General features: G+C 58.0%; 18 protein-coding genes. 9 read left to right on the top strand and 9 right to left on the bottom strand.

Annotated elements, in window-relative coordinates; genetic code table 11:
• Window positions 1-8: 8 nt before the first annotated feature.
• From bamA to rpsB, 9 genes are all read right to left on the bottom strand, one after another.
• Window positions 9-2,372 carry an outer membrane protein assembly factor BamA gene (gene bamA, locus Q672_RS20410; protein WP_052017466.1) on the bottom strand — a complete coding sequence of 788 codons (2,364 nt, stop codon included), beginning with the start codon at window positions 2,370-2,372 and terminating at the stop codon, window positions 9-11.
• Window positions 2,369-3,676 (bottom strand): RIP metalloprotease RseP, encoded by a 1,308-nt coding sequence (gene rseP / locus Q672_RS20405; protein WP_022984272.1) that lies wholly within the window; start codon window positions 3,674-3,676, stop codon window positions 2,369-2,371. The genes bamA and rseP overlap by 4 nt, the downstream gene beginning before the upstream one ends.
• A complete protein-coding gene (gene ispC / locus Q672_RS20400) occupies window positions 3,670-4,842 on the bottom strand; it encodes a 1-deoxy-D-xylulose-5-phosphate reductoisomerase (RefSeq protein WP_022984271.1) in 1,173 nt (390 codons plus the stop codon). Before ispC ends, rseP begins: the two co-directional genes overlap by 7 nt.
• Complete coding sequence (locus Q672_RS20395; RefSeq protein WP_022984270.1) at window positions 4,839-5,663, bottom strand: phosphatidate cytidylyltransferase; 825 nt, start codon at window positions 5,661-5,663, stop codon at window positions 4,839-4,841. The genes ispC and Q672_RS20395 overlap by 4 nt, the downstream gene beginning before the upstream one ends.
• A complete protein-coding gene (uppS, locus tag Q672_RS20390; protein WP_022984269.1) occupies window positions 5,663-6,445 on the bottom strand; it encodes a polyprenyl diphosphate synthase in 783 nt (260 codons plus the stop codon). Before uppS ends, Q672_RS20395 begins: the two co-directional genes overlap by 1 nt.
• Window positions 6,446-6,512: 67 nt before the next feature.
• Window positions 6,513-7,070, bottom strand: coding sequence for a ribosome recycling factor (gene frr / locus Q672_RS20385; protein ID WP_022984268.1), 558 nt, complete (start codon window positions 7,068-7,070; stop codon window positions 6,513-6,515).
• A gap of 31 nt (window positions 7,071-7,101) precedes the next feature.
• Window positions 7,102-7,839: a UMP kinase gene (gene pyrH / locus Q672_RS20380; RefSeq protein WP_022984267.1), complete on the bottom strand. Its 738-nt coding sequence runs from the start codon at window positions 7,837-7,839 to the stop codon at window positions 7,102-7,104.
• Between the two features lie 210 nt (window positions 7,840-8,049).
• Window positions 8,050-8,928: a translation elongation factor Ts gene (tsf, locus tag Q672_RS20375; RefSeq protein WP_031225973.1), complete on the bottom strand. Its 879-nt coding sequence runs from the start codon at window positions 8,926-8,928 to the stop codon at window positions 8,050-8,052.
• Between the two features lie 62 nt (window positions 8,929-8,990).
• Window positions 8,991-9,749: a 30S ribosomal protein S2 gene (gene rpsB, locus Q672_RS20370; protein WP_022984265.1), complete on the bottom strand. Its 759-nt coding sequence runs from the start codon at window positions 9,747-9,749 to the stop codon at window positions 8,991-8,993.
• Between the two features lie 286 nt (window positions 9,750-10,035).
• Here rpsB and map point away from each other — a divergent pair, with 286 nt between their 5' ends.
• From map to Q672_RS20325, 9 genes are all read left to right on the top strand, one after another.
• Window positions 10,036-10,812 (top strand): type I methionyl aminopeptidase, encoded by a 777-nt coding sequence (gene map, locus Q672_RS20365; protein WP_022984264.1) that lies wholly within the window; start codon window positions 10,036-10,038, stop codon window positions 10,810-10,812.
• A gap of 78 nt (window positions 10,813-10,890) precedes the next feature.
• Window positions 10,891-13,563 (top strand): [protein-PII] uridylyltransferase, encoded by a 2,673-nt coding sequence (locus Q672_RS20360; protein WP_022984263.1) that lies wholly within the window; start codon window positions 10,891-10,893, stop codon window positions 13,561-13,563.
• Window positions 13,564-13,566: 3 nt separating this feature from the next.
• A complete protein-coding gene (gene dapC, locus Q672_RS20355; RefSeq protein WP_022984262.1) occupies window positions 13,567-14,748 on the top strand; it encodes a succinyldiaminopimelate transaminase in 1,182 nt (393 codons plus the stop codon).
• Window positions 14,749-14,951: 203 nt separating this feature from the next.
• Entirely contained in the window at window positions 14,952-15,299 is a 348-nt protein-coding gene (locus Q672_RS20350; protein WP_022984261.1) for an ArsC family reductase, read from the top strand.
• Window positions 15,300-15,334: 35 nt separating this feature from the next.
• On the top strand, window positions 15,335-16,369 hold the full coding sequence (dapD, locus tag Q672_RS20345) for a 2,3,4,5-tetrahydropyridine-2,6-dicarboxylate N-succinyltransferase (protein WP_022984260.1): 1,035 nt from the start codon (window positions 15,335-15,337) through the stop codon (window positions 16,367-16,369).
• Between the two features lie 91 nt (window positions 16,370-16,460).
• Window positions 16,461-17,594 carry a succinyl-diaminopimelate desuccinylase gene (dapE, locus tag Q672_RS20340; RefSeq protein ID WP_022984259.1) on the top strand — a complete coding sequence of 378 codons (1,134 nt, stop codon included), beginning with the start codon at window positions 16,461-16,463 and terminating at the stop codon, window positions 17,592-17,594.
• Between the two features lie 218 nt (window positions 17,595-17,812).
• Window positions 17,813-18,013 carry a DUF1656 domain-containing protein gene (locus Q672_RS20335; RefSeq protein ID WP_022984258.1) on the top strand — a complete coding sequence of 67 codons (201 nt, stop codon included), beginning with the start codon at window positions 17,813-17,815 and terminating at the stop codon, window positions 18,011-18,013.
• Between the two features lie 14 nt (window positions 18,014-18,027).
• A complete protein-coding gene (locus tag Q672_RS20330) occupies window positions 18,028-18,864 on the top strand; it encodes an efflux RND transporter periplasmic adaptor subunit (RefSeq protein ID WP_031225970.1) in 837 nt (278 codons plus the stop codon).
• Window positions 18,854-20,959: an FUSC family protein gene (locus Q672_RS20325; protein WP_022984256.1), complete on the top strand. Its 2,106-nt coding sequence runs from the start codon at window positions 18,854-18,856 to the stop codon at window positions 20,957-20,959. The genes Q672_RS20330 and Q672_RS20325 overlap by 11 nt, the downstream gene beginning before the upstream one ends.
• The last annotated feature ends 9 nt before the right edge of the window (window positions 20,960-20,968 follow it).

The raw sequence follows: 20,968 nt of genomic DNA, 5'->3' as shown, positions 1-20,968 counted from the left end.
TTAAACTCCTAGAAAGTCTGTCCCAAAGAAAACTGGAATACTTCTGTGTCATCGCCAGGCTGATCATTCAGCGCCTTCGCCAGGTTGAAGCTCAATGGGCCAATGGCCGTCAACCAGCTCAAGCCGATGCCGGCAGAAGTACGAATGTTTTGCGGCTCGAAGTCCGCGAAAATGTCATCACGTTCGGTTTCAAACACGTTACCCGCGTCAACGAACAGAAAGGTTCTCACACTACGGGATTCGGGGGCAAAAGGCGTTGGGAAAATCAACTCGAGGCTAGCCTCGGTCAACAGGTTACCGCCAATGGGATCCGGATCCGGGTCCTTGGTGCCATTCAGGAAATAGCTAAGCCCTTCCGAGCGGGGACCGAGAGAGCGTGATTCATAGCCGCGCACCGACCCAATACCCCCCGAGTAATAGTTCTCGAAGAAAGGCAACACTTCATCGTCACCGTAGCCATCACCATAGGCAATGTCAGATCGAGCCCGCAGGGTCCAGTTCTGGCTGATCGGGAAGTATTTCTGACCGGTCCAGTTAAGCCGATAGAAACCGTAATCCGAACCCGGAACCGCCACTTCCAGCCCAAGCGTACTTGACCAACCACGGTCCGGCAGGATGCCACGGTTTAGCGTACTGGTTGAAAGAGAGGCATTGAACTTGTATTCATCAAACTGGGTGCCCTCCTTCACAAGGAAATTGTAGATATCCACCGCCACGAAATCTCCAGTGGTGATGTCAGTACGCTCGTAGGTTCCGCCAAAACTCAACCGGGAATACTCGGAGATCGGGTAGCCGAAGGTGACAGAACCGCCCAGCCGATCTGCAGCATAAGACGCGACAGTGGTTTCATCAAAGTCGATTTCCGAATAGAACAGGCTGAAACCTCGACTTACCCCATCAAGCGTGTAGTACGGGTTGTAATGGGAAAAACTATAGGAATCACGGATGTCTGAACGACTAAGGGCGAAAGACACCCGGTTACCGCTACCGCGCCAGTTGTTCTGGGTAACGTTCGCACCAAAAATAAATCCGGATGCATCGGAATAGCCTACATTGGCGCCGATCGACCCTGAAGGTTGCTCTTCAACCTGGTAGTCCACATCAATCAGATCATCAGAATTCGGCACCCGTGGTGTGTCCGCTTGCACAACACTGAAATACCCCAGCCGCTGCAGCCGCTGCCGCGAGAGGTCCACCAGTGATGTATTCGCCGGGGCTTTTTCGAACTGACGCAACTCACGACGCAAGACTTCGTCTTCAGTCTTGGCGTTGCCAGAGAAGTTGATACGACGGACATACACCTTGCGGCCCGGATCGACATAGAAGGTCACATCTACAGTGCGCTTTTCATCATCCGGATTGTGCTCCCTGCCCTTCACCTCAGCGAAGGTGTAGCCCTCGTTACCCAACCGACGCTTGATCAAATCATTGGTATAGGTCAGTAGTTGCTGACTGAAGACCTGACCTTTTTTAACAATAACCAGCGGTTTCAGCTGGTCTTCATCAACGACGAGATCACCAGCAAGATTCACTTCGTTTACTGTGTACTGCTCACCTTCTGCCACATTAACGGTAATAAACACGCTGCGGCGGTCAGGGGTTACCGAAACCTGGGTGGATTCAATCGAGAAGTTGATATAACCACGATCAAGGTAATAGGAAGACAAGCGCTCCAGATCGCCGCTCAGCTTTTCTCTGGAATATTTGTCATCGCCCTTGATGAATGACCAGAAACCCGTGGAATTCAGCTCAAAATCATTGAGTAGCTCTTCATCATCAAATAGCTGATTCCCAACAATGTTGATGTCTCGGATCCGTGCCGCCTTGCCTTCATAGATCTCGATCTTCAGGGCAACCCGATTACGTGGCAGTGCAACGGATTCTGTTTTGATGTCTGCGCCATAGCGCCCTTGGCTGACGTACTGACGCTCAAGCTCCCCGGCGATCGCCTGCAAGGTCGACCGCTGGAAAACTTCGCCTTCAGCAAGTCCAGCCTCTGTAAGACCTTTGCGCAGGTTCTCTTCATCAATGGACTTGTTGCCGGAGAGTTCGATGCGGGCAATACTCGGCCGTTCAGCGACCACCACCACCAAGTCGTCACCATCCCGACCCAGCTGCACATCTTCAAAGTTTCCTGAGGCAAACAGGGCCTGCACTGCATTGACTACGTCATCGCGACCGATTGTGTCACCTGCCTGAATCGGCAGTTCCGAATAGACACGCTCCACCGGTAGACGCTGAAGCCCTTCTATCCGGATATCGTGTACGCGAAACGGCAACTGATCTTGCGCATTCACCCAAGGCGCCATCACCAGGCAGGCCATTACTACCGTCCCTTTAAAGAGACGAATCAGGAGGTCCCCAAATATCATGAAAACTGCTTCACCAAGTCGTTGTAGATCGCCAAAACCATGAAGCTGATCACCAGCGTCAGCCCAACACCCTGTGCGGCCAATAAAAAGCGCTCAGGTAAACTGCGACCGCGAATCATTTCAATGATTCCAAAGAAAATCCAGCCACCATCCAACATTGGCACCGGCAGCAGGTTGATAACACCGAGTGTAATGCTCAGATAAGCCAGTAATGCCAGAAAACTGGCCATGCCGTAAGCCGCACTCTCACCAGCCACTTCCGCAATGGTGATCGGCCCGCCAATATTGTCCAGAGACAGTTTGCCGGTCACCAATTTCACCAGGCTTGCCCAGACCACATCTACCTGCTCCCCAAAACGGGCCAGGGAACCGGGAATCGCCGTTAACAGGCTGAACTCTTCCTGGTAAATGCCGCCAGGACCCACACCAATACGGCCAAAGGTCCGCCCCTGCTCGGTCACAGCCTGAGGCACCACCGTCAACGCGACGACCCGGCCCTCACGCAGCACTTGCAGGGTCAGAGCCTCACCAGGCGCAGACATGATGGTTTCCTGCCAGGGCTTCCAGCCCGTGACAGGCTCACCTTGCAGTGCAAGGACAAGATCGTCGCTGCGCAAGCCTGCCTGATCCGCCGCACCGTCTTCAAGGATCTCCCCTATCAAGACAGCCTGGCGGATACCCAGCGCTTCCAGCGGCGGCGTTTCCAGATCCGCTGTCCAGGGTGAGATATCCAGTTCACGCACCTGTTGCTGCCCTTTCGCCGTCGTCACCGTCACGGCCAGCGGCTCAGGTTCGCCCAGATGCTGAATCATTTCGTAGTAGAACGGCTGCCAGCCGCGCAGAGACACCTCACCCACAGACTCAATGGTGTCCCCCGGCTGGAAACCGGCCTGCTCAGCGACAGAGCCGGGCTCAATAGGGCCGACTACCGCGCGCATGCCACTCTGGCCGTAACTGGCCAACAGTACCCAATAGATCAGAACCGCGAGAATAAAGTTGAAGACCGGCCCGGCCGCATAGGTAATCACGCGTTGCCAGGCAGGCTTGGAAGAAAACTCACCCGCATCCCCCTCGGCGGTTTCATCTTCCCGGGCATCCAGCGGTTTGACGTAACCCCCAAGCGGGATGGCACTAATCACCCACTCGGTGCCCTTCTTGTCGGTAAAACGCAAGATTTTGGGGCCAAAACCCACAGAAAAGGTCAGCACGCGCACACCAAAGGCGCGCATGGCAAGAAAGTGGCCCCACTCATGGAAGGCCACAATAATGACGATGGTGACGACAAAAGCCAGAACCGTCAGCATCCACGCTCCTCAATCAATCGCCCCGCCAACCCACGGGCCTGACGATCAATCTCCATCACCGCATCCACATCCCCGCAAACGGGTGCTGCCTGGCGCTCCAGCGCCTGCTCCACCACCGCGGGAATACCCATAAAATCCAGTTTGCCGGCCAGGAAGGCCGCCACCGCTTCTTCGTTGGCCGCATTCAACACGGCAGTTGCCGTGCCACCGCTCTCCATGGCCGCCCGGGCCAGTGAAAGGCAAGGGAAACGCGCTGTATCTGGCGCTTCAAAATCCAGCCCGGCGAGCCGGGTAAAGTCCAGTCGTTGTGCCCCGGATTCCACCCGCTCAGGCCAGGACAACCCACAGGCAATGGGAGTACGCATATCGGGTGTCCCCATCTGCGCCAGCACGGACCCATCCCGGTAAGCGACCATGGAATGCACCACACTTTGCGGGTGCACTACCACCTCAATCTGTTCAGGCGCGACATCAAACAGCCAGCAAGCCTCGATAAACTCCAGCCCCTTGTTCATCAGGGTAGCGGAATCCACCGAAATCTTCGGCCCCATATCCCAGTTAGGATGCTTGACCGCCATCGCCGGGGTGACTTGCGCCAGCTGCTGCGACGTAAAGGTACGAAAGGGCCCGCCAGAGGCGGTCAGCAACAACCGCTCCACCCCGCCATCCACGCCGCCCTCCGGCAAGCACTGAAAAATGGCGTTGTGCTCGGAGTCCAGCGGTAACAGGGTCGCGCCGTGGCGCTTTACCGCATCCATGAAGAGAGAGCCGGTAACCACCAGGGCTTCCTTGTTGGCCAGCAATACCCGCTTGCCCTTCTCTACCGCCGCAAGAGTGGGCCTGACCCCTGCTGCACCAACAATGGCAGCAACAACAGTATCCGCCTGCTCATGGGCGGCAAGCGCCATCAGGGCTTCTTCGCCGGCCAGCACCTCTGTATCCGACCCGGCTGCCTGTAGATGGTTCCGCAGCAACTCTGCCGCTGCAGGGTCTGTCATGGCCGCATAGCGGGCGCCACTGGCCAGACATTGTTCTGCCAAACGCTGCCAGCGGGTGGCCGCAGTCAAGGCAAAAATACGATAGCGGTCAGGGTGCCGGGCCACTACGTCCAGCGTCTGCTGGCCAATACTGCCCGTGGCACCCAGCACCGTAATCTGCTGTGTCACAAACTGCCTCCCGGCAGCCCGAACCAGTTAAACCCGGCAAGCGCGATCGGCATGGCCGCCGTCACACTGTCGATCCGGTCGAGCATGCCTCCGTGGCCAGGCAGGATGGTGCCACTATCCTTGAAGCCACGCTGACGCTTGACCATGCTTTCAAACAAGTCACCCAGAGCGGACGCCAGCACCGTCATCAGCGCCACCGCCATCAAGGGAACCAGATTGGCCTCCAGCAACCCTGCCGCAAACACCCCTGCAACAACCAGCAACGCCAGAACCACACCACCGATCAAGCCTTCAATGGTCTTGCCCGGGCTCACCAGTGGCGCCAGCTTGTGCTTGCCCATGGCCCGGCCAGCAAAGTAGGCACCGGTATCCGCAGCCCACACCCATAGCAGAATAAACAGTAAGGCATATGGCCCTGCCAACCCTAGTGCGCCGGCGGCCTGTAATTGCACAACTGCGCCCCATGAGGGCACCAGCAGCAGCAAGCCAACAGGTGCCATCAGCCAGGGGCGGTACCAGAACCCTGCGTTGCCCGGGTACCCCACCACCAACACCAGCGCCAATAGCCACCACACCGGCATCGCATTCAGCAACCAGGCCGGCTGCCAAAACTCAGCGGCCGCCATGGCAAGGACCAGAACAACTGTCCACAGTAAACGAAACGCCAGTCCAACCTTGCCCATCAGGGCAGACCATTCCCAGCCCGCGACCGCAAAGAAAAGCCCGGCGACAATAGCAAAGGGGAGCCGGTCGAGACCGAAGACAGCGCCCAGCACGATGGGCAGCAACACCAGCGCGGTGATCACCCGCTGTTTGAGCATTATTGTTCTCCTTTCAGGCTGGCCACTTCCTCACCGGAGCGGCCAAAACGGCGCTGACGGCCGGCATAATCCTGCAGTGCGGCGTCAAAGGCTTGCGCATCAAAATCAGGCCACAACAGCGGTGAAAAACACAGTTCACTATAGGCCAGTTGCCAAAGCAGAAAGTTACTGATGCGCTGGTCACCACCCGTCCGGATCAGCAAATCAGGAAGCGGCAGGTCCGCCATGGAAATATGGGCACCAAGAAGCTCATCTGTGATCGCCTCTGGCTGCAGCTCACCAGCTGCAACCTGTGAGGCCAGCTGTCGAGCCGCGTGGGCAATATCCCACTGCCCGCCATAATTAACCGCGATACACACAGTCATGCGCTGATTGGCTGCGGTTTTCTCTTCAGCTTCAGACATCCCTTCCTGAAGGTCCCCGGAAAAAGCCCTGCGATCACCAATAAAACGAATCCGCACGTCATTGCCGTGCAGCTCGTCCACCCGCCCCCCGAGCGCCTTCAGGAACAGGGCCATCAGATGACTCACCTCGGCCTCGGGTCGACGCCAGTTTTCCGAGCTGAATGCAAACAGTGTCAGGACCTCAACACCCCGGGTTGCCGCCTGGCGGATAATGGTTTGCACCGCCTGCTCGCCAGCCCGATGCCCTTCTTCCCCCGGCAGGCCGCGTTTACGGGCCCAGCGGTTATTGCCGTCCATGATGATCGCCACATGACGGGGAATCACACCCTGATGCGAATCGATATCTGGCGCGCTGGATTGGGGCTGGTCACTGGCCATACTGCATCCAAAATAAAAGCGGGCTGACGCGCAGCCCGCAGGTACAACGGTTATCTGAACCCATGACTCAAACGGTCATCAATTCTTCTTCTTTCTCTTTCAGGACTTTCTCGACTTCCGCCACCATCTTGTCGGTGAGCTGCTGAATTTGCTCTTCGCCACGGCGCTGCTCATCTTCGGAGATCTCCTTCTCTTTGAGCAGTTCTTTCAGGTCGCTGTTGGCGTCACGGCGGATGTTACGAATGGAGACTCTCGCCTGCTCCGCTTCTGCGCGAACCACTTTCACGAGATCCCGGCGGGTTTCCTCGGTCAACGGCGGTAACGGCAGCCGGATCAGATCACCGGAGGTGGACGGGTTAAGCCCCAGATCCGACACCATGATGGCTTTCTCGATCTGTGGAATCAGGGTCTTGTCGAACGGCGACACGGTCAAGGTACGCCCTTCTTCCACAGAAATGTTGCCCAGCTGCTTCAACGGGGTTTCGGCACCATAGTAATCCACCGTAATGTTATCCAGCAGACTGGGGTGCGCACGGCCGGTACGGATACGTTTCATGGCCGTATCCAGGGCGTCCAGGCTCTTCTTCATGCGGGATTCCGCATCTTTGCGAATATCGTCAATCACCGTAGTTCCTCACCTTCTGTACAGGTGCTGCTTATTGTGCAGCTTCTACCAGGGTGCCTTCGTTCTCGCCCAGCATCAGATTGAGCAAGGCACCCTTCTTGTTCATGTCAAACACACGCAGCGGCATGGAGTGGTCACGACACAGGCAAATGGCCGTGAGATCCATGACGCCCAGTTTTTTATCCAGCACTTCGTCGTAGGTCAATACGTCATATTTGACCGCATCCGGGTTCTTGGCCGGATCATCATTATAGACGCCATCTACCTTGGTCGCCTTAAGCACTACATCGGCATTGATTTCGATGCCGCGCAGGCAAGCCGCTGAGTCAGTAGTGAAAAACGGATTGCCCGTACCCGCACAGAAAATCACCACTTCACCATTTTTGAGGTGGCGGTTTGCGTTGCGGTGATCGTAGTGCTCCACCACCCCGCTCATGGGAATCGCGGACATCAGGCGGGTGCGGATGTTCGAGCGCTCAAGCGCATCACGCAGAGCCAGACCGTTCATCACGGTGGCCAGCATCCCCATATGATCACCGGCGACCCGGTCCAGGCCCGCACTCTGCAAGGCCGCGCCGCGGAACAGATTGCCACCTCCGACCACCAGGCCAACCTGCACACCAATGCCAACCAGCTGACCGATTTCCAGCGAAATCGCGTCCAGCACCTTCGGGTCAATCCCGAAACCTTCTTCTCCCGCCAGCGCTTCACCGCTCAGCTTCAGCAAAATACGGTTGTAGCGCGGCGAGCGCTCCTTGTTTGTCGGCATTTCTAACTCTCCGCCACTCATGAAAACCCGCCATCATCCAAATGTGACTGCCGTTACCGGCCTCGTTTTCCACCCTGCTAGCAGGCTACCGCCAAGCACGCTGGTTGCAAGCACTTTCCTCATTTCCCCTGCCCGCACCCGGCCGACAGGCGAAAAAAACGCCCTGCTGGTAATCCAGCAAGGCGTTTTCAGCATCGAATGACGCCAACCTCAGCCTTTGGCCGCAGCCTGAACCTCAGCAGCGAAATCGACTTCTTCTTTCTCGATACCTTCACCCACCACCAGACGCTCAAACGCGGCGATTTCGGCACCAGCACCCTTCACCAGGGCACCAACAGAGGTATTCGGATCCTTAACGAAGGGCTGATCCAGCAGGCTCACTTCCTTCAGGAACTTGTTGATACGACCGCCCAGCATTTTCTCGACGATCTCAGCCGGCTTGCCTTCCATGTCGGGCTGGGCACGGATGATTTCTTTCTCTTTCTCGAGAACCTCAGCCGGTACCTGATCGCCGCTAACCACCATCGGGTTAACCGCAGCCACATGCATGGCGACATCTTTACCCAGCTCGGCGTCACCACCGTTCAGGGAAACCAGAACGCCGATTTTGCCACCGTGAACATAGGCACCAATAGCGCCTTCGGCCTGCAGCTTGGCAGCACGACGAACCTGGATGTTTTCACCGATTTTCTGAACCAGCGCCTGACGAGTCTCTTCGACAGTCGCGCCATCTTCCAGCTTCAGCTCAGCGATCTTGGCCGCATCGGTTTCACCGGCAGCCAGGGCAGCCGCAGCCACTTTGTTGGCAAAGCCAAGAAAGTTGTCGTCACGGGCAACGAAATCGGTTTCGGAGTTGATCTCTACCATTACGGCAGTCTTGTTGTCATCGCTGGTAGCAACAACAACCGCGCCCTCGGCAGCAGTACGACCGGCTTTCTTGGCCGCTTTGGCCTGGCCGGATTTGCGCATCTCTTCGATGGCCAGCTCGATATCACCATCGGCTTCTACCAGCGCCTTCTTGCACTCCATCATGCCAAGACCGGTACGCTCACGAAGCTCTTTAACCATTGCAGCAGTTACAGCAGCCATGATTATCCTCTCAAACCTGTTAGTTTCGGTAAGATGGGCAGGCTCGCGCCTGCCCGGACAGATCAGCCTTCGGCTTTTTCGCCTTCAGCTTCGTCTTCTACCTCGACGAATTCGCTTTCACCGCCACCCTGGGTCTGGGCGTACTGCTTGCCTTCCAGAATGGTGTCAGCTGCCGCTTTCACGTACAGCTGGATGGCGCGGATGGCGTCATCGTTACCCGGGATCACGTAATCAACGCCATCCGGGTTGGAGTTGGTATCGACAACGGCAACAACCGGAATACCCAGTTTGCGGGCTTCCTGCAACGCGATGTCTTCGTGATCAACGTCGATCACGAACAGGGCATCGGGCAGACCGCCCATGTCCTTGATACCGCCGATGGAACGCTCGAGCTTGTCCATCTCACGCTTGCGCATCAGCGCTTCTTTTTTGGTCAGCTTGTCAAAGGTACCGTCCTGGGATTGTGCTTCCAGGTCACGATAACGCTTGATGGACTGACGAATGGTTTTCCAGTTGGTGAGCATGCCGCCCAACCAACGGTGATCGACGTAGGGCATACCGGCACGAAGGGCTTCTTCACGAACCGCCTTCTGCGCGGCACGCTTGGTACCTACGAACAGAATCTTGTTGTTGCTGGCAGCCAGCTTGTTCAGGAACGACATGGCGTCGTTGAACAGAGGCAGGGTCTTTTCCAGGTTGATGATGTGAATCTTGTTACGGGCGCCAAAGATGTAGGTGTTCATCTTCGGGTTCCAGTAACGGGTCTGGTGGCCGAAGTGCACACCGGCCTTCAGCATATCGCGCATAGTTACGCTGGACATTGTTAATACTCCACTTTGGGTTAGGCCTCCACGCCCCCGCATAAACCCAACCTGTTGCTTCCATAGGGAAATTTCAGGCACCCAGGGCTATGTGTCGGGGCATGTGTGATTTCCTTCCCTGATTCCGGCGGTTACAATGCGTGACCGTTACCGCTGGTGCAGGAAAGCGCGCGCTTTATACCACAGCCGCCCCGGTCAGGCAACGCCAAAGGCGCCATTGGGGCCTGAAGGCGCCCCACCGCAAACTGCCCAACACACTGAAAACGCAGGAGTTTCTCCAAGTCTCATGAATGTCGTCATCAAAACCCCCGAACAGATCGCCAAAATGCGCGAAGCGGGCAAGCTGGCCGCTGAAGTCCTTGAAATGATCGGCGAGCACGTCAAACCGGGGGTCACCACCGAGGAACTGGACCGCATCTGCCATGACCATATCGTCAACAAGCAGCATGCCATCCCTGCCTGCCTGGGTTACCGGGGTTTTCCCAAGTCCATTTGTACCTCGGTCAACCACGTGGTCTGCCACGGCATCCCCAACGACCGCAAGGCCCTGAAAAGCGGCGATATCATCAATATTGATGTCACCGTCATCAAGGATGGCTGGCATGGCGACACGTCCAAGATGTTCTTTGTCGGCGAGCCCTCCGTGCTGGCGCGCCGACTGGTCGACACTACCCGTGAATGCATGATGGCGGGCATTCGCATGGTCAAGCCGGGCGTGCGGCTGGGCGATATCGGGCACCGAATCCAGAAGATGGCTGAAGGCGAGCGTTTCTCGGTGGTTCGCGAGTACTGTGGCCACGGCATTGGCGAAGGCTTCCATGAGGAACCCCAGGTATTGCATTACGGCAAGCCCGATACCGGGCTGGAACTGCAAGAAGGCATGGTCTTTACCATTGAACCCATGATCAACGCCGGCAAGGCCGCCAACAAACTGTTGCCCGATGGCTGGACGGTGGTCACCAAGGACCGCAAGCTCTCCGCCCAGTGGGAACACACCATCGCCGTCACTGCCGACGGTTACCAGGTGCTGACCGCCCGCAACGAAGAAAACGACCTTTACTGACGCCTGCAGCTGGCGAGCTGCACGGTACCTGCATTTACACAGTACCGCTGCCCGCCAGCCCAACCACACAGGATCTCCATGCAGCTTTCACCGGCACTGACCCAGCAACAACTACTGGACGCCCTGCAGGAAAGCGCCCAGCCCGGCCAATATGCCCGCCAGTACCTGGAACAAGGTCAGGAGCGACTCAATCAGGCCTTTGAGATCGCCGACATTACCGATCTGGTACATGCCCGCTCCCAACTGGTGGATCAGGTCATGGTGGGCGCCTGGGCCCTGTTCGGGCTGGCGCAGCGCGACGATGTGGCCCTCGTTGCCGTTGGCGGCTACGGCCGTGGAGAGTTACACCCCTGCTCCGATGTAGATCTGCTGGTGTTACTCGCAGACACCCCTGAACAGTCTGTGTGTGACTGCCTGGAACGTTTTGTCGCTTTCCTCTGGGATATCGGCCTTGAAATTGGCCATGCGGTGCGCACCCTCGACGAATGCGTGGATCTGGCCCGTGACGACATCACCGTAGCCACCAATATCATGGAAGCCCGCACCCTCGCCGGGGAAGACCGTCTGCGCGAGCAACTGGAAGTGCGAACCGGCCCGGAGCACATGTGGGATTCTGCCGCCTTCTTTGCCGCCAAGTGGGAGGAGCAGGTTACCCGCCACAAGCGCTTCAACGACACCGAATACAATCTGGAGCCGGATCTCAAGAATGCCCCGGGAGGCCTGCGCGACATACAGATGATTGCCTGGGTCGCCAAGCGTCATTTCAATGCAGACAGCCTTGAGGCCCTGGTGGGTGCCGGGTTCCTGACCAAGGAAGAATACGCCGTACTGCGCAAGTGCCTGGACTACCTCTGGGAAGTTCGCTGGCAGCTACACGTCCTGACCGGGCGAAGTGAAAACCGCCTGCTGTTCGATCACCAACGCCAGCTCGCCGACCGCCTGGGTCATGAAGATTCCAGCGCCAATCTGGCCGTCGAACATTTCATGAAAGGCTTTTATCGCGTGGCGCTGGCCATGTCGGTGCTCAACGAAATGCTGCTGCAGCTTTTCGATGAGGTGATCCTGCGCTGCGACGACCCCGAAAAGGTCCGCCCCCTGAACCGTCGTTTTCAGGTCCGTAACGATTACCTGGAAATCACCAGTGACGACGTCTTCGAAAAGAGCCCCTCGGCCCTGCTCGAAACCTTTGTCCTGATGGCTCAAAACCCGGACCTGAAAGGTATCCGGGCGTCCACTGTTCGAGCCCTGATCTACAACCGGCGACAGATTGACGAGGCGTTCCGCAACAATCCGGTCAATACCGGTTTGTTCATGCAGCTTCTGCGAAGCCCTCATGCCCTGTTTTCACAACTTCGGCGCATGAAACGCTACGGCATTCTCGGCAAGTACCTGCCGGAATTCGGCGGCATCATCGGCATGATGCAATACGACCTGTTCCATATTTATACGGTCGATGCGCACACCCTGCTGGTGATCAAAAATATGCGCCGGTTGCGCTATGAGGACCTGCGCGACGAATTTCCGCTGGCCAGCGAAGTGTTCTACCGACTTCCCAAGCCGGAGCTGCTTTACGCAGCAGGCCTGTATCATGACATTGCCAAGGGCCGCGGTGGTGACCACTCTGAACTTGGTGCAGTGGATGCCATCGACTTTTGCCAGCGCCATGGCCTGAGTGCCTGGGACGGCAAGCTGGTGGCCTGGCTGGTCAAAAGCCACCTGATGATGAGTGTGACGGCTCAACGCAAGGACATTTCCGACCCGGACGTGGTCTACGAATTCGCCCGCAAGGTGGGCGATCTGGTGCATCTGGATTATCTCTACGTGCTTACCGTGGCAGATATCAACGCCACCAATCCGACGCTCTGGAATTCCTGGCGCGCCTCGCTGCTCCGCCAGCTGTACACCGAAACCAAGCGCGCACTGCGGCGGGGCCTGAATAACCCGGTAGAGAAGCAGGACTGGATTGACGAAACCCGCGATGTGGCCATGAGGCTACTGACCGGTCAGGATCATGATGCAGCGGAAATCGAAACCCTGTGGGCTAACATCGGTGACGAATATTTCCTGCGTGAAACGCCACGGGATATCGCCTGGCACACCGAAGCACTGCTGGACCGGGATGACCCCAACGACCCGCTGGTGTTGATCCGCGAATCCAGCCAGAGCGTGTTGGCAGGTGGCTCACAGATCTTTATTTACACCCCGGACACCCGCAACCTGTTTAGTGCCACGGTGAATGCACTCGATTCCCTTGGGCTGACCATCATGGATGCCCGCATTATCACCAGTGCCGACGGTTTCAGTCTGGATACCTATATCGTTCTGGATGAGCACGGCACACCCATCGGCGAAGACTGGGCCCGTATCGAACAGATTCGCAAGACGCTGACGGAAACCCTGAAATACCCGGAGCGCTTCGCCAGTACCGTCAGCCGGCGGATGCCTCGCCGCAACAAGCATTTTGATGTCCCCACCCAGGTACTGATCAGCAACGACATCGTCAACGACCGCACCGCCGTGGACATTCATACCCTGGACCGCCCCGGTCTGCTCGCCCACATCGGCCGCATTTTCATGCGTTTCGAACTGTTGGTGCAAAATGCCCGCATTGCCACCCTCGGCGAACGGGCGGAAGACGTCTTCTTTATTACCGATCTCGACGGTGAACCGGTATCTGACCCGGCGCTTTGCCTGGAACTTCAGGAAGCCCTGACCCGCGAGCTCGACGACAAGAACAACGGAAAACAGTAAACCATGAATCCAGATCTTGAACGGTTGCACCCCTACCCGTTTGAAAAACTGAAAACGCTGTTCAGCGGCCTGCCTGCCTCTGACAAGAGCCCGATTGCACTTTCCATTGGAGAGCCTAAACACCCTTCGCCGGATTTTGTGCAGCAAGTCCTCAAGGACAACACACACAGGCTCTCGAACTACCCCACTACCGCTGGCATTGCCGAGCTGAGTGAAGCCATTGGCCAATGGCTGACCCGTCGCTTTCATCTGAAGCAAGTGGATGCCGCCAGCCAGGTGCTACCGGTGAACGGCACCCGGGAAGCGCTGTTTGCCTTCACTCAGGCAGTGATCGACCGCCAGCGGCATCCGCTGGTGCTGATGCCCAATCCGTTCTATCAGATTTACGAAGGTGCCACCCTGCTGGCTGGCGGCGAGCCCATGTACCTGCCGTGCACCGACAGCACGGGTTTGCAGCCTGACTTTGATGCCGTCAGCGAAGACACCTGGACCCGGACCCAGCTGCTGTTTATCTGCACGCCGGGTAACCCAACCGGGGCGACCCTCAGCAAGGCACAACTGAAAGCACTGATACAGCTGGCGGACAAATACGATTTTGTGATCGCCTCCGATGAGTGTTACTCGGAAATCTACCGTGACAAGCCGCCCACCGGGCTGCTGGAAGCCTGTGCAGAAATGGGCCGTCACGACTACCGCCGCTGCGTGGTCTTTCATTCCCTGTCCAAACGCTCCAACCTCCCGGGGCTGCGCTCGGGCTTTGCGGCCGGCGACAGCGAAGTGCTCAAGCGCTTTCTCCGCTATCGGACCTACCACGGCTGCGCCATGCCGATTCATCACCAGCTGGCCAGTATTGCCGCCTGGAATGACGAAGCCCATGTTGAGCAAAACCGCGCCCTCTACCGGGAAAAATTCGATGCCGTGCTGGACATTCTCGGTGGCCCCCTTAAGGTTAGCGCCCCGGCGGCCGGCTTTTATCTGTGGCCCAAAACGCCCATCAGCGATGAGGATTTCGCCAAACGGCTACAGGCAGAACAAAACGTCACCGTGCTTCCCGGCCGCTACCTGTCCCGCACCGTCAATGGCAAGAACCCGGGGGAAAAGCGGATAAGAATGGCACTTGTGGCACCGCTGGAAGAATGCATCGAGGGAGCTCAACGCATCAAGGCTTTGCTGGATACCCTCTGACATAGCTGTAGGAGCGTCGCTCGCGGCGCGTTCACAACCGTCATTTAAAGTCGGTTTTACCACAGAGCTCACCGAGTTCACTGGGATAAAACAATGGGTTTTCCCTGTGCCTCTGTGTTCCCTGTGCTGAGGTTGCTTTTGATCCTGGTGAGAAATCGCGCCGCCAGCGGCGCGCCTTCGGAAAGGTTTGGAAAGGAAGAATCATGGAACTGACCATCTTCGGCATCAAGAACTGCGATACCATGAAGAAAGCCATGAAATGGCTGGATGACAACGGGGTTGCCTACCATTTTCACGACTACAAGAAAGAAGGCGTTCCTGAGCAGCGCCTGCGTGAATGGCTGGAAGCGCTGGGCTGGGAAACCGTGATCAACAAGCGCGGCACCACCTGGCGCAAACTCGATGATGGCATCAAGGCAACCATGAACACGGAAAAAGCGGTGACCGTGGCCTTGGAGAATCCGTCCGTCATCAAACGCCCGCTTCTGCAAAACGACAGTTTCATCACCGCCGGCTTCAATGCCGACGAGTGGCAACAGACTTTGAAATAAACGTCGGACGTCCGACGTAGAAATGAGAGGACATCATGAGCAACTATTTCGCTATCGCCCTGGGCTGCGGCACCAAGAACCGTAACGACAACTGGCTGGAAGTCTACTATCCAGACCCGGCGCTGCACCCGGACGCCAAGCTGGTAGAGGTGATTCGTGAAGAGCTGGACTACCAGGGTGGCAACGCCGCCATTGAACTGACCCACCGTCAGGTCCAGCACATTGCCCGCGAGTGGCGTGAGGCGGGCTTCGAGCACGAAGCCAGCTATGCCGTAGCGTTCCAGGAAAGCGATCGCCCCGTGGTGCTGACCGTGCTGGAAACAGATGCCGAGCCGGCCACCACCCCGGAAGCCTATCTCAAGCTGCATTTGATCTCTCACCGTCTGGTGAAACCCCACGGCGTCAACCTGGCCGGCATGTTCCCACTGCTGCCTAACGTGGCCTGGACCAACGAAGGTGCGGTAGACCTGGAAGAGCTGCAGGAGCGCCAGCTGATGGCCCGCCTCAATGGCAAGGTGCTGGAAGTGAACAGCGTGGACAAATTCCCGAAAATGACGGACTACGTGGTCCCTGCCGGCGTGCGTATTGCCGACACCTCCCGGGTTCGCCTGGGCGCCTACGTTGGCGAAGGCACCACCATCATGCACGAAGGTTTCATCAACTTTAACGCGGGCACCGAAGGCCCCGGCATGATCGAAGGTCGAATCTCTGCCGGTGTATTTGTAGGCAAGGGCTCCGACATCGGTGGCGGCGCCTCCACCATGGGCACCCTGTCCGGTGGCGGCAATATCATTATCTCCCTGGGCGAAGGCTGTCTGCTCGGTGCCAATGCGGGCACCGGCATCCCCCTCGGCGACCGCTGCACTGTCGAGGCAGGCCTGTACATCACTGCCGGTTCCAAGGTCCAACTGATGGATGACAAAGGCGAGCTGGTCGACACCGTCAAGGCCCGTGATCTGGCCGGGAAGTCCGACCTGCTGTTCCGCCGCGACACCATCAGCGGTGCCGTTCAGTGCCTCACCAACAAAAGCGCCATCGCACTGAACGACGAACTGCACAAGCACAACTAAAACAGCGACAAGCGACGAGTCACAAGCCACGAGCAGACCTTCCGGGTTTGCCGGCTTGTAACTTGTGGCTTGAGGCCTGGAGCTGAATTTAATGTCCCGCACCCTCGACTACACCAAGGAACTCATCCGTCGCGCCTCCGTCACCCCGGAAGATGAAGGCTGTCAGGACTGGATGATTGAAAAACTCGAAGAACTGGGCTTCGAATGCGAAACCCTGTGGTTTGAGGAGGTCCGCAACTTGTGGGCTCGCCGGGGTACGCAAGGGCCAGTTTTCGCCTTTGCCGGGCATACCGACGTGGTTCCGACCGGAGATGTCTCCGCCTGGAAATACGATCCATTCACCCCGACCGAGGAAGGCGACTTGCTCTACGGGCGCGGTACAGCGGACATGAAGGGCTCCATTGCCGCCATGATGGTGGCCATTGAAGACTTCGTGGCGGCCAACCCCAATCACGCAGGCAGCCTGGCCCTGCTGATCACCGCTGACGAAGAAGGCCCTTCCGTCAACGGTACGGTCAAGGTAGTGGAAACCCTGCAGGCACGTAACGAACACATCGACTACTGCCTGGTGGGCGAACCTTCCTCAACGAATACCGTGGGGGATGTCATCAAGAACGGCCGCCGGGGTTCACTGGGCGCCCGGCTGATCGTCAAAGGAATCCAGGGGCATGTGGCCTACCCGCATCTGGCACGCAACCCGGTCCACGATGCGGCGCCGGCACTCGCGGAGCTGGCCGCCGCGGAATGGGACAAGGGTAATGACTTTTTCCCTGCCACCAGTTTCCAGATCTCCAACATCAACGCCGGAACCGGGGCCACCAATGTGATTCCCGGTACCTGCGAAGTGATCTTCAACTTCCGCTTTTCCACCGAACTGACTGACGCCATCCTTCGTGAGCGCACCGAGGCCATCCTGGACAAGCATGGTCTGGACTACGATCTGACCTGGACGCTTTCAGGCCAGCCGTTCCTTACCGATCGGGGCGCACTGGTGGATGCCACTGTCACGGCCATTCGCGACGTCACCGGCAAAGAAACCGAACTGTCTACCGCTGGCGGCACCAGTGACGGACGCTTTATCGCACCCACAGGTAGCCAGGTCGTAGAGCTCGGCCCCATCAATGCCACCATCCACAAGGTCGATGAGCACACCAGCATCAGCGAACTGGATACCCTCACGGCAATCTATACCCGGTTGCTGGGGAATTTGATGGGCGGCGCCTGACGCAACACCGCCCGCTCGAAGCCCATCAGCCCATCACCCGCAGGCTGGCTCCGACAGTTTGAGGTGATCGGCAGTGGAAACCTGGCCTCTGAGAGAACTTGCCTGCAAGCGAGCCCGATAGCGAGCTACCCGCACACATCCGCATACCGGCGGGGGCGCCTACAGCGGCTCCACTTTATCCGCTACCATGGGTGAAACATCGAGCACCGGGGACAACAATGTGGCTGCATGAAATACCCGTGGGAGGCCTGCTGGTCAGCCCCATGGTGTTATTCGTACTGCTTGGCTTATTGCTGACGGCCCTGACCTGGTGGGTACTGCGCTTGCTCGGCTGGCACCAACAAATCTGGAAAGCCGCCTGGCTGTATTTGTCACTGTTTGTCTGTTACCTGGCGCTGTCAGTGCGCCTGCTGAGTTAAGGACACAGATGCTGATGTCTCAACGTCTACGCATACTCATCACTGTCATCGCCGTGATCATCGCCCTGCTTGCTGGCAACTGGGTGTGGAATTACTACCTGTATGCTCCCTGGACCCGCGACGGTAAAGTCCGGGCAGAAATCATTACGCTGTCTCCCGACGTTTCCGGCTGGGTAGCAGAGTTATCCGTGGGCGACAACCAGCAAGTACGCAAGGGCGACCCGCTATTTCGCATCGACGACCGACGTTACCTGGCTGCCCTCTCCCAGGCCGAGGCCCGCCTTGCCTATCAGCAAGCCAGTTACCAGCTCGCGCAGAAGCGACATGAACAAGCCACACAAAACGACCAGGAACAAACGCAACTGGCCCTGCAGCAAGCGGCGGCCAACATGGCCATGGCCGAAGCCGAACTGGAGAGTGCAAAACTCAATCTGGAGCGCACCCGCATCAGCGCTCCTGCCGACGGTACGGTGGCCAATCTGGCGCTTCAGGAAGGCAACTTTGTGAAACAGGGCGAGCCCGTACTGTCCATGGTCCGCGAGAACAGCTTCTATGTGACCGGCTATTTCGAAGAAACCAAGCTGCCGCTGGTGCATGTAGGTCAATCTGCCACCGTGGTACTGATGAATGGTGCCCATGCACTCAACGGCAAGGTCACCAGCGTCGGGCAGGCTATCGCCAATGCCAACACCCGTACCGATCAGCAACTGCTGCCACAGGTACAACAAACCTTTAACTGGGTACGACTGGCACAGCGAATTCCCGTCCATATCGAGCTTGAATCGGTCCCCGATGACCTGCTGATCGCTGCAGGTATGACGGCCACCGTGCGGCTACACGATGACCCTTGATTCCCGACTGGCGACAATCCTGACGCCAGACCGGCAATCGCTGCTGTTTGCCCTCAAGGGCATTCTCGCCATGGCACTGGCCCTGTGGCTGGCCATGCTGATGCAACTGGAACGCCCCTACTGGGCTCTGATTTCTGCGGTCTTTCTGCAAATTCGGCCGGAAACCGGACTGGTGATTGAAAAAGGCCTGTGCCAGATCGGCGGCACACTGGTCGGCGGGGCCGTCGGGCTGATGATCCTGGCCTGGTTACTGCCCTACCCTCTGCTGGCCATTGTCTGTCTGATGCTGTGGATCGGTCTCAACGCCGGCGCATCCGCCTGGCTACGTCAGGCCAATTTCATCTACGGCTTCGCCATGGCCGGCATCACCGCCACACTGATTGTGGTGATCTCCATAGCCAATCCCCACGCCACCAGCAGTATTGGTATCTTTCATGTGGCCACCGCCCGTGTCAGCGAGATCATCCTCGGCGCCACCTGCGCCACCCTGGTCAGTAATCTGTTCTGGCCAGCCCATGTGGCGGGCCTGCTACGCAATCATGCCCGCAATGCCCTCAACCAGACGCTGGCCTATCTGGAGCTGGAGCTTAATCCTGCCGGCACCCACGCCACCCGCCACCAGCAAGTGGACAGCTTGCTGCAGGACATCTTTGCCCTGAGTGATGACAGCTCCGCCGTTTTCTATGAAGGCAGCCAGGGCCCGGGGCGAGCAAGGGCGGCAACCATGGTGTGTCACAAGACCCTGTCCCTGATTGCCCGCATTCGCGTGATCGGCCGCCTGATGCGCAATCATGACGACCTGCTCACCGATGAGATCCGTGATGTCCTGACACAACTGCGGCAGTCGTTCCTGCGCATGCGAGAAACCCACTCCGCCGAGCAAGCCATGGAAGAAGCCCAGCAGCTTCGCCATACCCTGCGCACAGCCCGTAAAGCGCAACGCAGCACGGTCCCCGCTCTGCAACGGCGTTTCTATCTGGTCGCCCTGAACCTGACCAGCGACCTGATCCTGGCACTGGAAGCCAACCGTGCCCTGTACCACAGCCGCGAGATGCAGCTGCGCCCGCCGTCATTGAAACCCTATCGCGACTGGCAAGTGGCCGCCGCCGTTGGCCTGCGCAGCGCGCTGGTGTTCTTGATTGCTGCCGGGCTCTGGGTGGGCACCGCCAGTCCCATGGCGATCATGCTGATGGTCATGCCGGTGATGTTCACCATTCTGTTTGCCCGGTTACCCGAGCCGGACCTGGTACTCAAGCGGGCGACCTTCACCTCGGTACTGGCCACCCCTGTCAGCCTGTTTTTCGCCCTGCCGCTGCTGGCCATGGCCAATGGCAGCTTCCCCCTGCTACTGGTGGTGCTGACAGCCCCCCTGTTTGTCGCACTGCTGGCGATCAGCAAGAAAGAAACGCTCGCCTACGGTCTGGGCTTTTGTACTCCCTACATCATTCTGGTCCAGCCGGGTAATGACATGGATTTTGATGTGGCCAGGGTCGCCAGCAACGGGCTGGCCATCACCGCTGGTATTTTTATCGCTTTTCTCATGTTCCGTCTGATCACGCCCCCCAACGGCGCCGGGCTGCGCAGGCGCTTGATTCGTCATACGGCCAATGATCTCAGACGAGTGACCGAAGGCCCCCGTGCGCAACAGGAGGACTGGTTCAACGCCCGCATGGCCGACCGCCTGCGCTGGCTGACCGTGTGCGACAAGGCTCTGCCAGAAACCCGGCGACACTTCACTGACCTTGGGCTCACCGGCCTGAACCTGGGCCAGGTATCACTCTGGATCCACAGTCACCTGCATGAAGACAGCTCACCCAGGGTGCGTGAGTGCGCCAGGCAATGGCAGGATGCGCTGGCCCATGGTTATCAGCTTTGCGCCCAAGGCAAAACTGACAGCCAGTTTTTGAATCGCTCTGCTGAACTGTTGCGAGCCCTGCAAGGGGCCGGAGTGAATCACACCCAGAAACTGCAGATCACCGGCGCTCTCGAGCGCATTGATCTTACCTTCCAGCGCATGGCCACACGCCTGAAAGAAGGCGTCACCGACCCGGACATTGTCCCCGGAGACCTGACAGAACGGCCCATACAGCCCTAGCCACAGTGT

The organism is Alcanivorax sp. P2S70, from assembly GCF_000475295.1.
Classification (GTDB): domain Bacteria; phylum Pseudomonadota; class Gammaproteobacteria; order Pseudomonadales; family Alcanivoracaceae; genus Alcanivorax; species Alcanivorax profundi.
Note: the sequence above shows the minus strand (reverse complement) of the source record. Positions and strands in the feature narration are given on the sequence as shown.

Bases quoted from the DNA above. Each gene is read 5' to 3' on its own strand.
- bamA (WP_052017466.1), bottom strand. From the start codon at position 2,372: ATGATATTTGGGGACCTCCTGATTCGTCTCTTTAAAGGGACGGTAGTA.
- rseP (WP_022984272.1), bottom strand. From the start codon at position 3,676: ATGCTGACGGTTCTGGCTTTTGTCGTCACCATCGTCATTATTGTGGCC.
- Q672_RS20395 (WP_022984270.1), bottom strand. From the start codon at position 5,663: ATGCTCAAACAGCGGGTGATCACCGCGCTGGTGTTGCTGCCCATCGTG.
- uppS (WP_022984269.1), bottom strand. From the start codon at position 6,445: ATGGCCAGTGACCAGCCCCAATCCAGCGCGCCAGATATCGATTCGCAT.
- pyrH (WP_022984267.1), bottom strand. From the start codon at position 7,839: ATGCCGACAAACAAGGAGCGCTCGCCGCGCTACAACCGTATTTTGCTG.
- tsf (WP_031225973.1), bottom strand. From the start codon at position 8,928: ATGGCTGCTGTAACTGCTGCAATGGTTAAAGAGCTTCGTGAGCGTACC.
- rpsB (WP_022984265.1), bottom strand. From the start codon at position 9,749: ATGTCCAGCGTAACTATGCGCGATATGCTGAAGGCCGGTGTGCACTTC.
- map (WP_022984264.1), top strand. From the start codon at position 10,036: ATGAATGTCGTCATCAAAACCCCCGAACAGATCGCCAAAATGCGCGAA.
- Q672_RS20360 (WP_022984263.1), top strand. From the start codon at position 10,891: ATGCAGCTTTCACCGGCACTGACCCAGCAACAACTACTGGACGCCCTG.
- dapC (WP_022984262.1), top strand. From the start codon at position 13,567: ATGAATCCAGATCTTGAACGGTTGCACCCCTACCCGTTTGAAAAACTG.
- Q672_RS20350 (WP_022984261.1), top strand. From the start codon at position 14,952: ATGGAACTGACCATCTTCGGCATCAAGAACTGCGATACCATGAAGAAA.
- dapD (WP_022984260.1), top strand. From the start codon at position 15,335: ATGAGCAACTATTTCGCTATCGCCCTGGGCTGCGGCACCAAGAACCGT.
- dapE (WP_022984259.1), top strand. From the start codon at position 16,461: ATGTCCCGCACCCTCGACTACACCAAGGAACTCATCCGTCGCGCCTCC.
- Q672_RS20335 (WP_022984258.1), top strand. From the start codon at position 17,813: ATGTGGCTGCATGAAATACCCGTGGGAGGCCTGCTGGTCAGCCCCATG.
- Q672_RS20330 (WP_031225970.1), top strand. From the start codon at position 18,028: ATGTCTCAACGTCTACGCATACTCATCACTGTCATCGCCGTGATCATC.
- Q672_RS20325 (WP_022984256.1), top strand. From the start codon at position 18,854: ATGACCCTTGATTCCCGACTGGCGACAATCCTGACGCCAGACCGGCAA.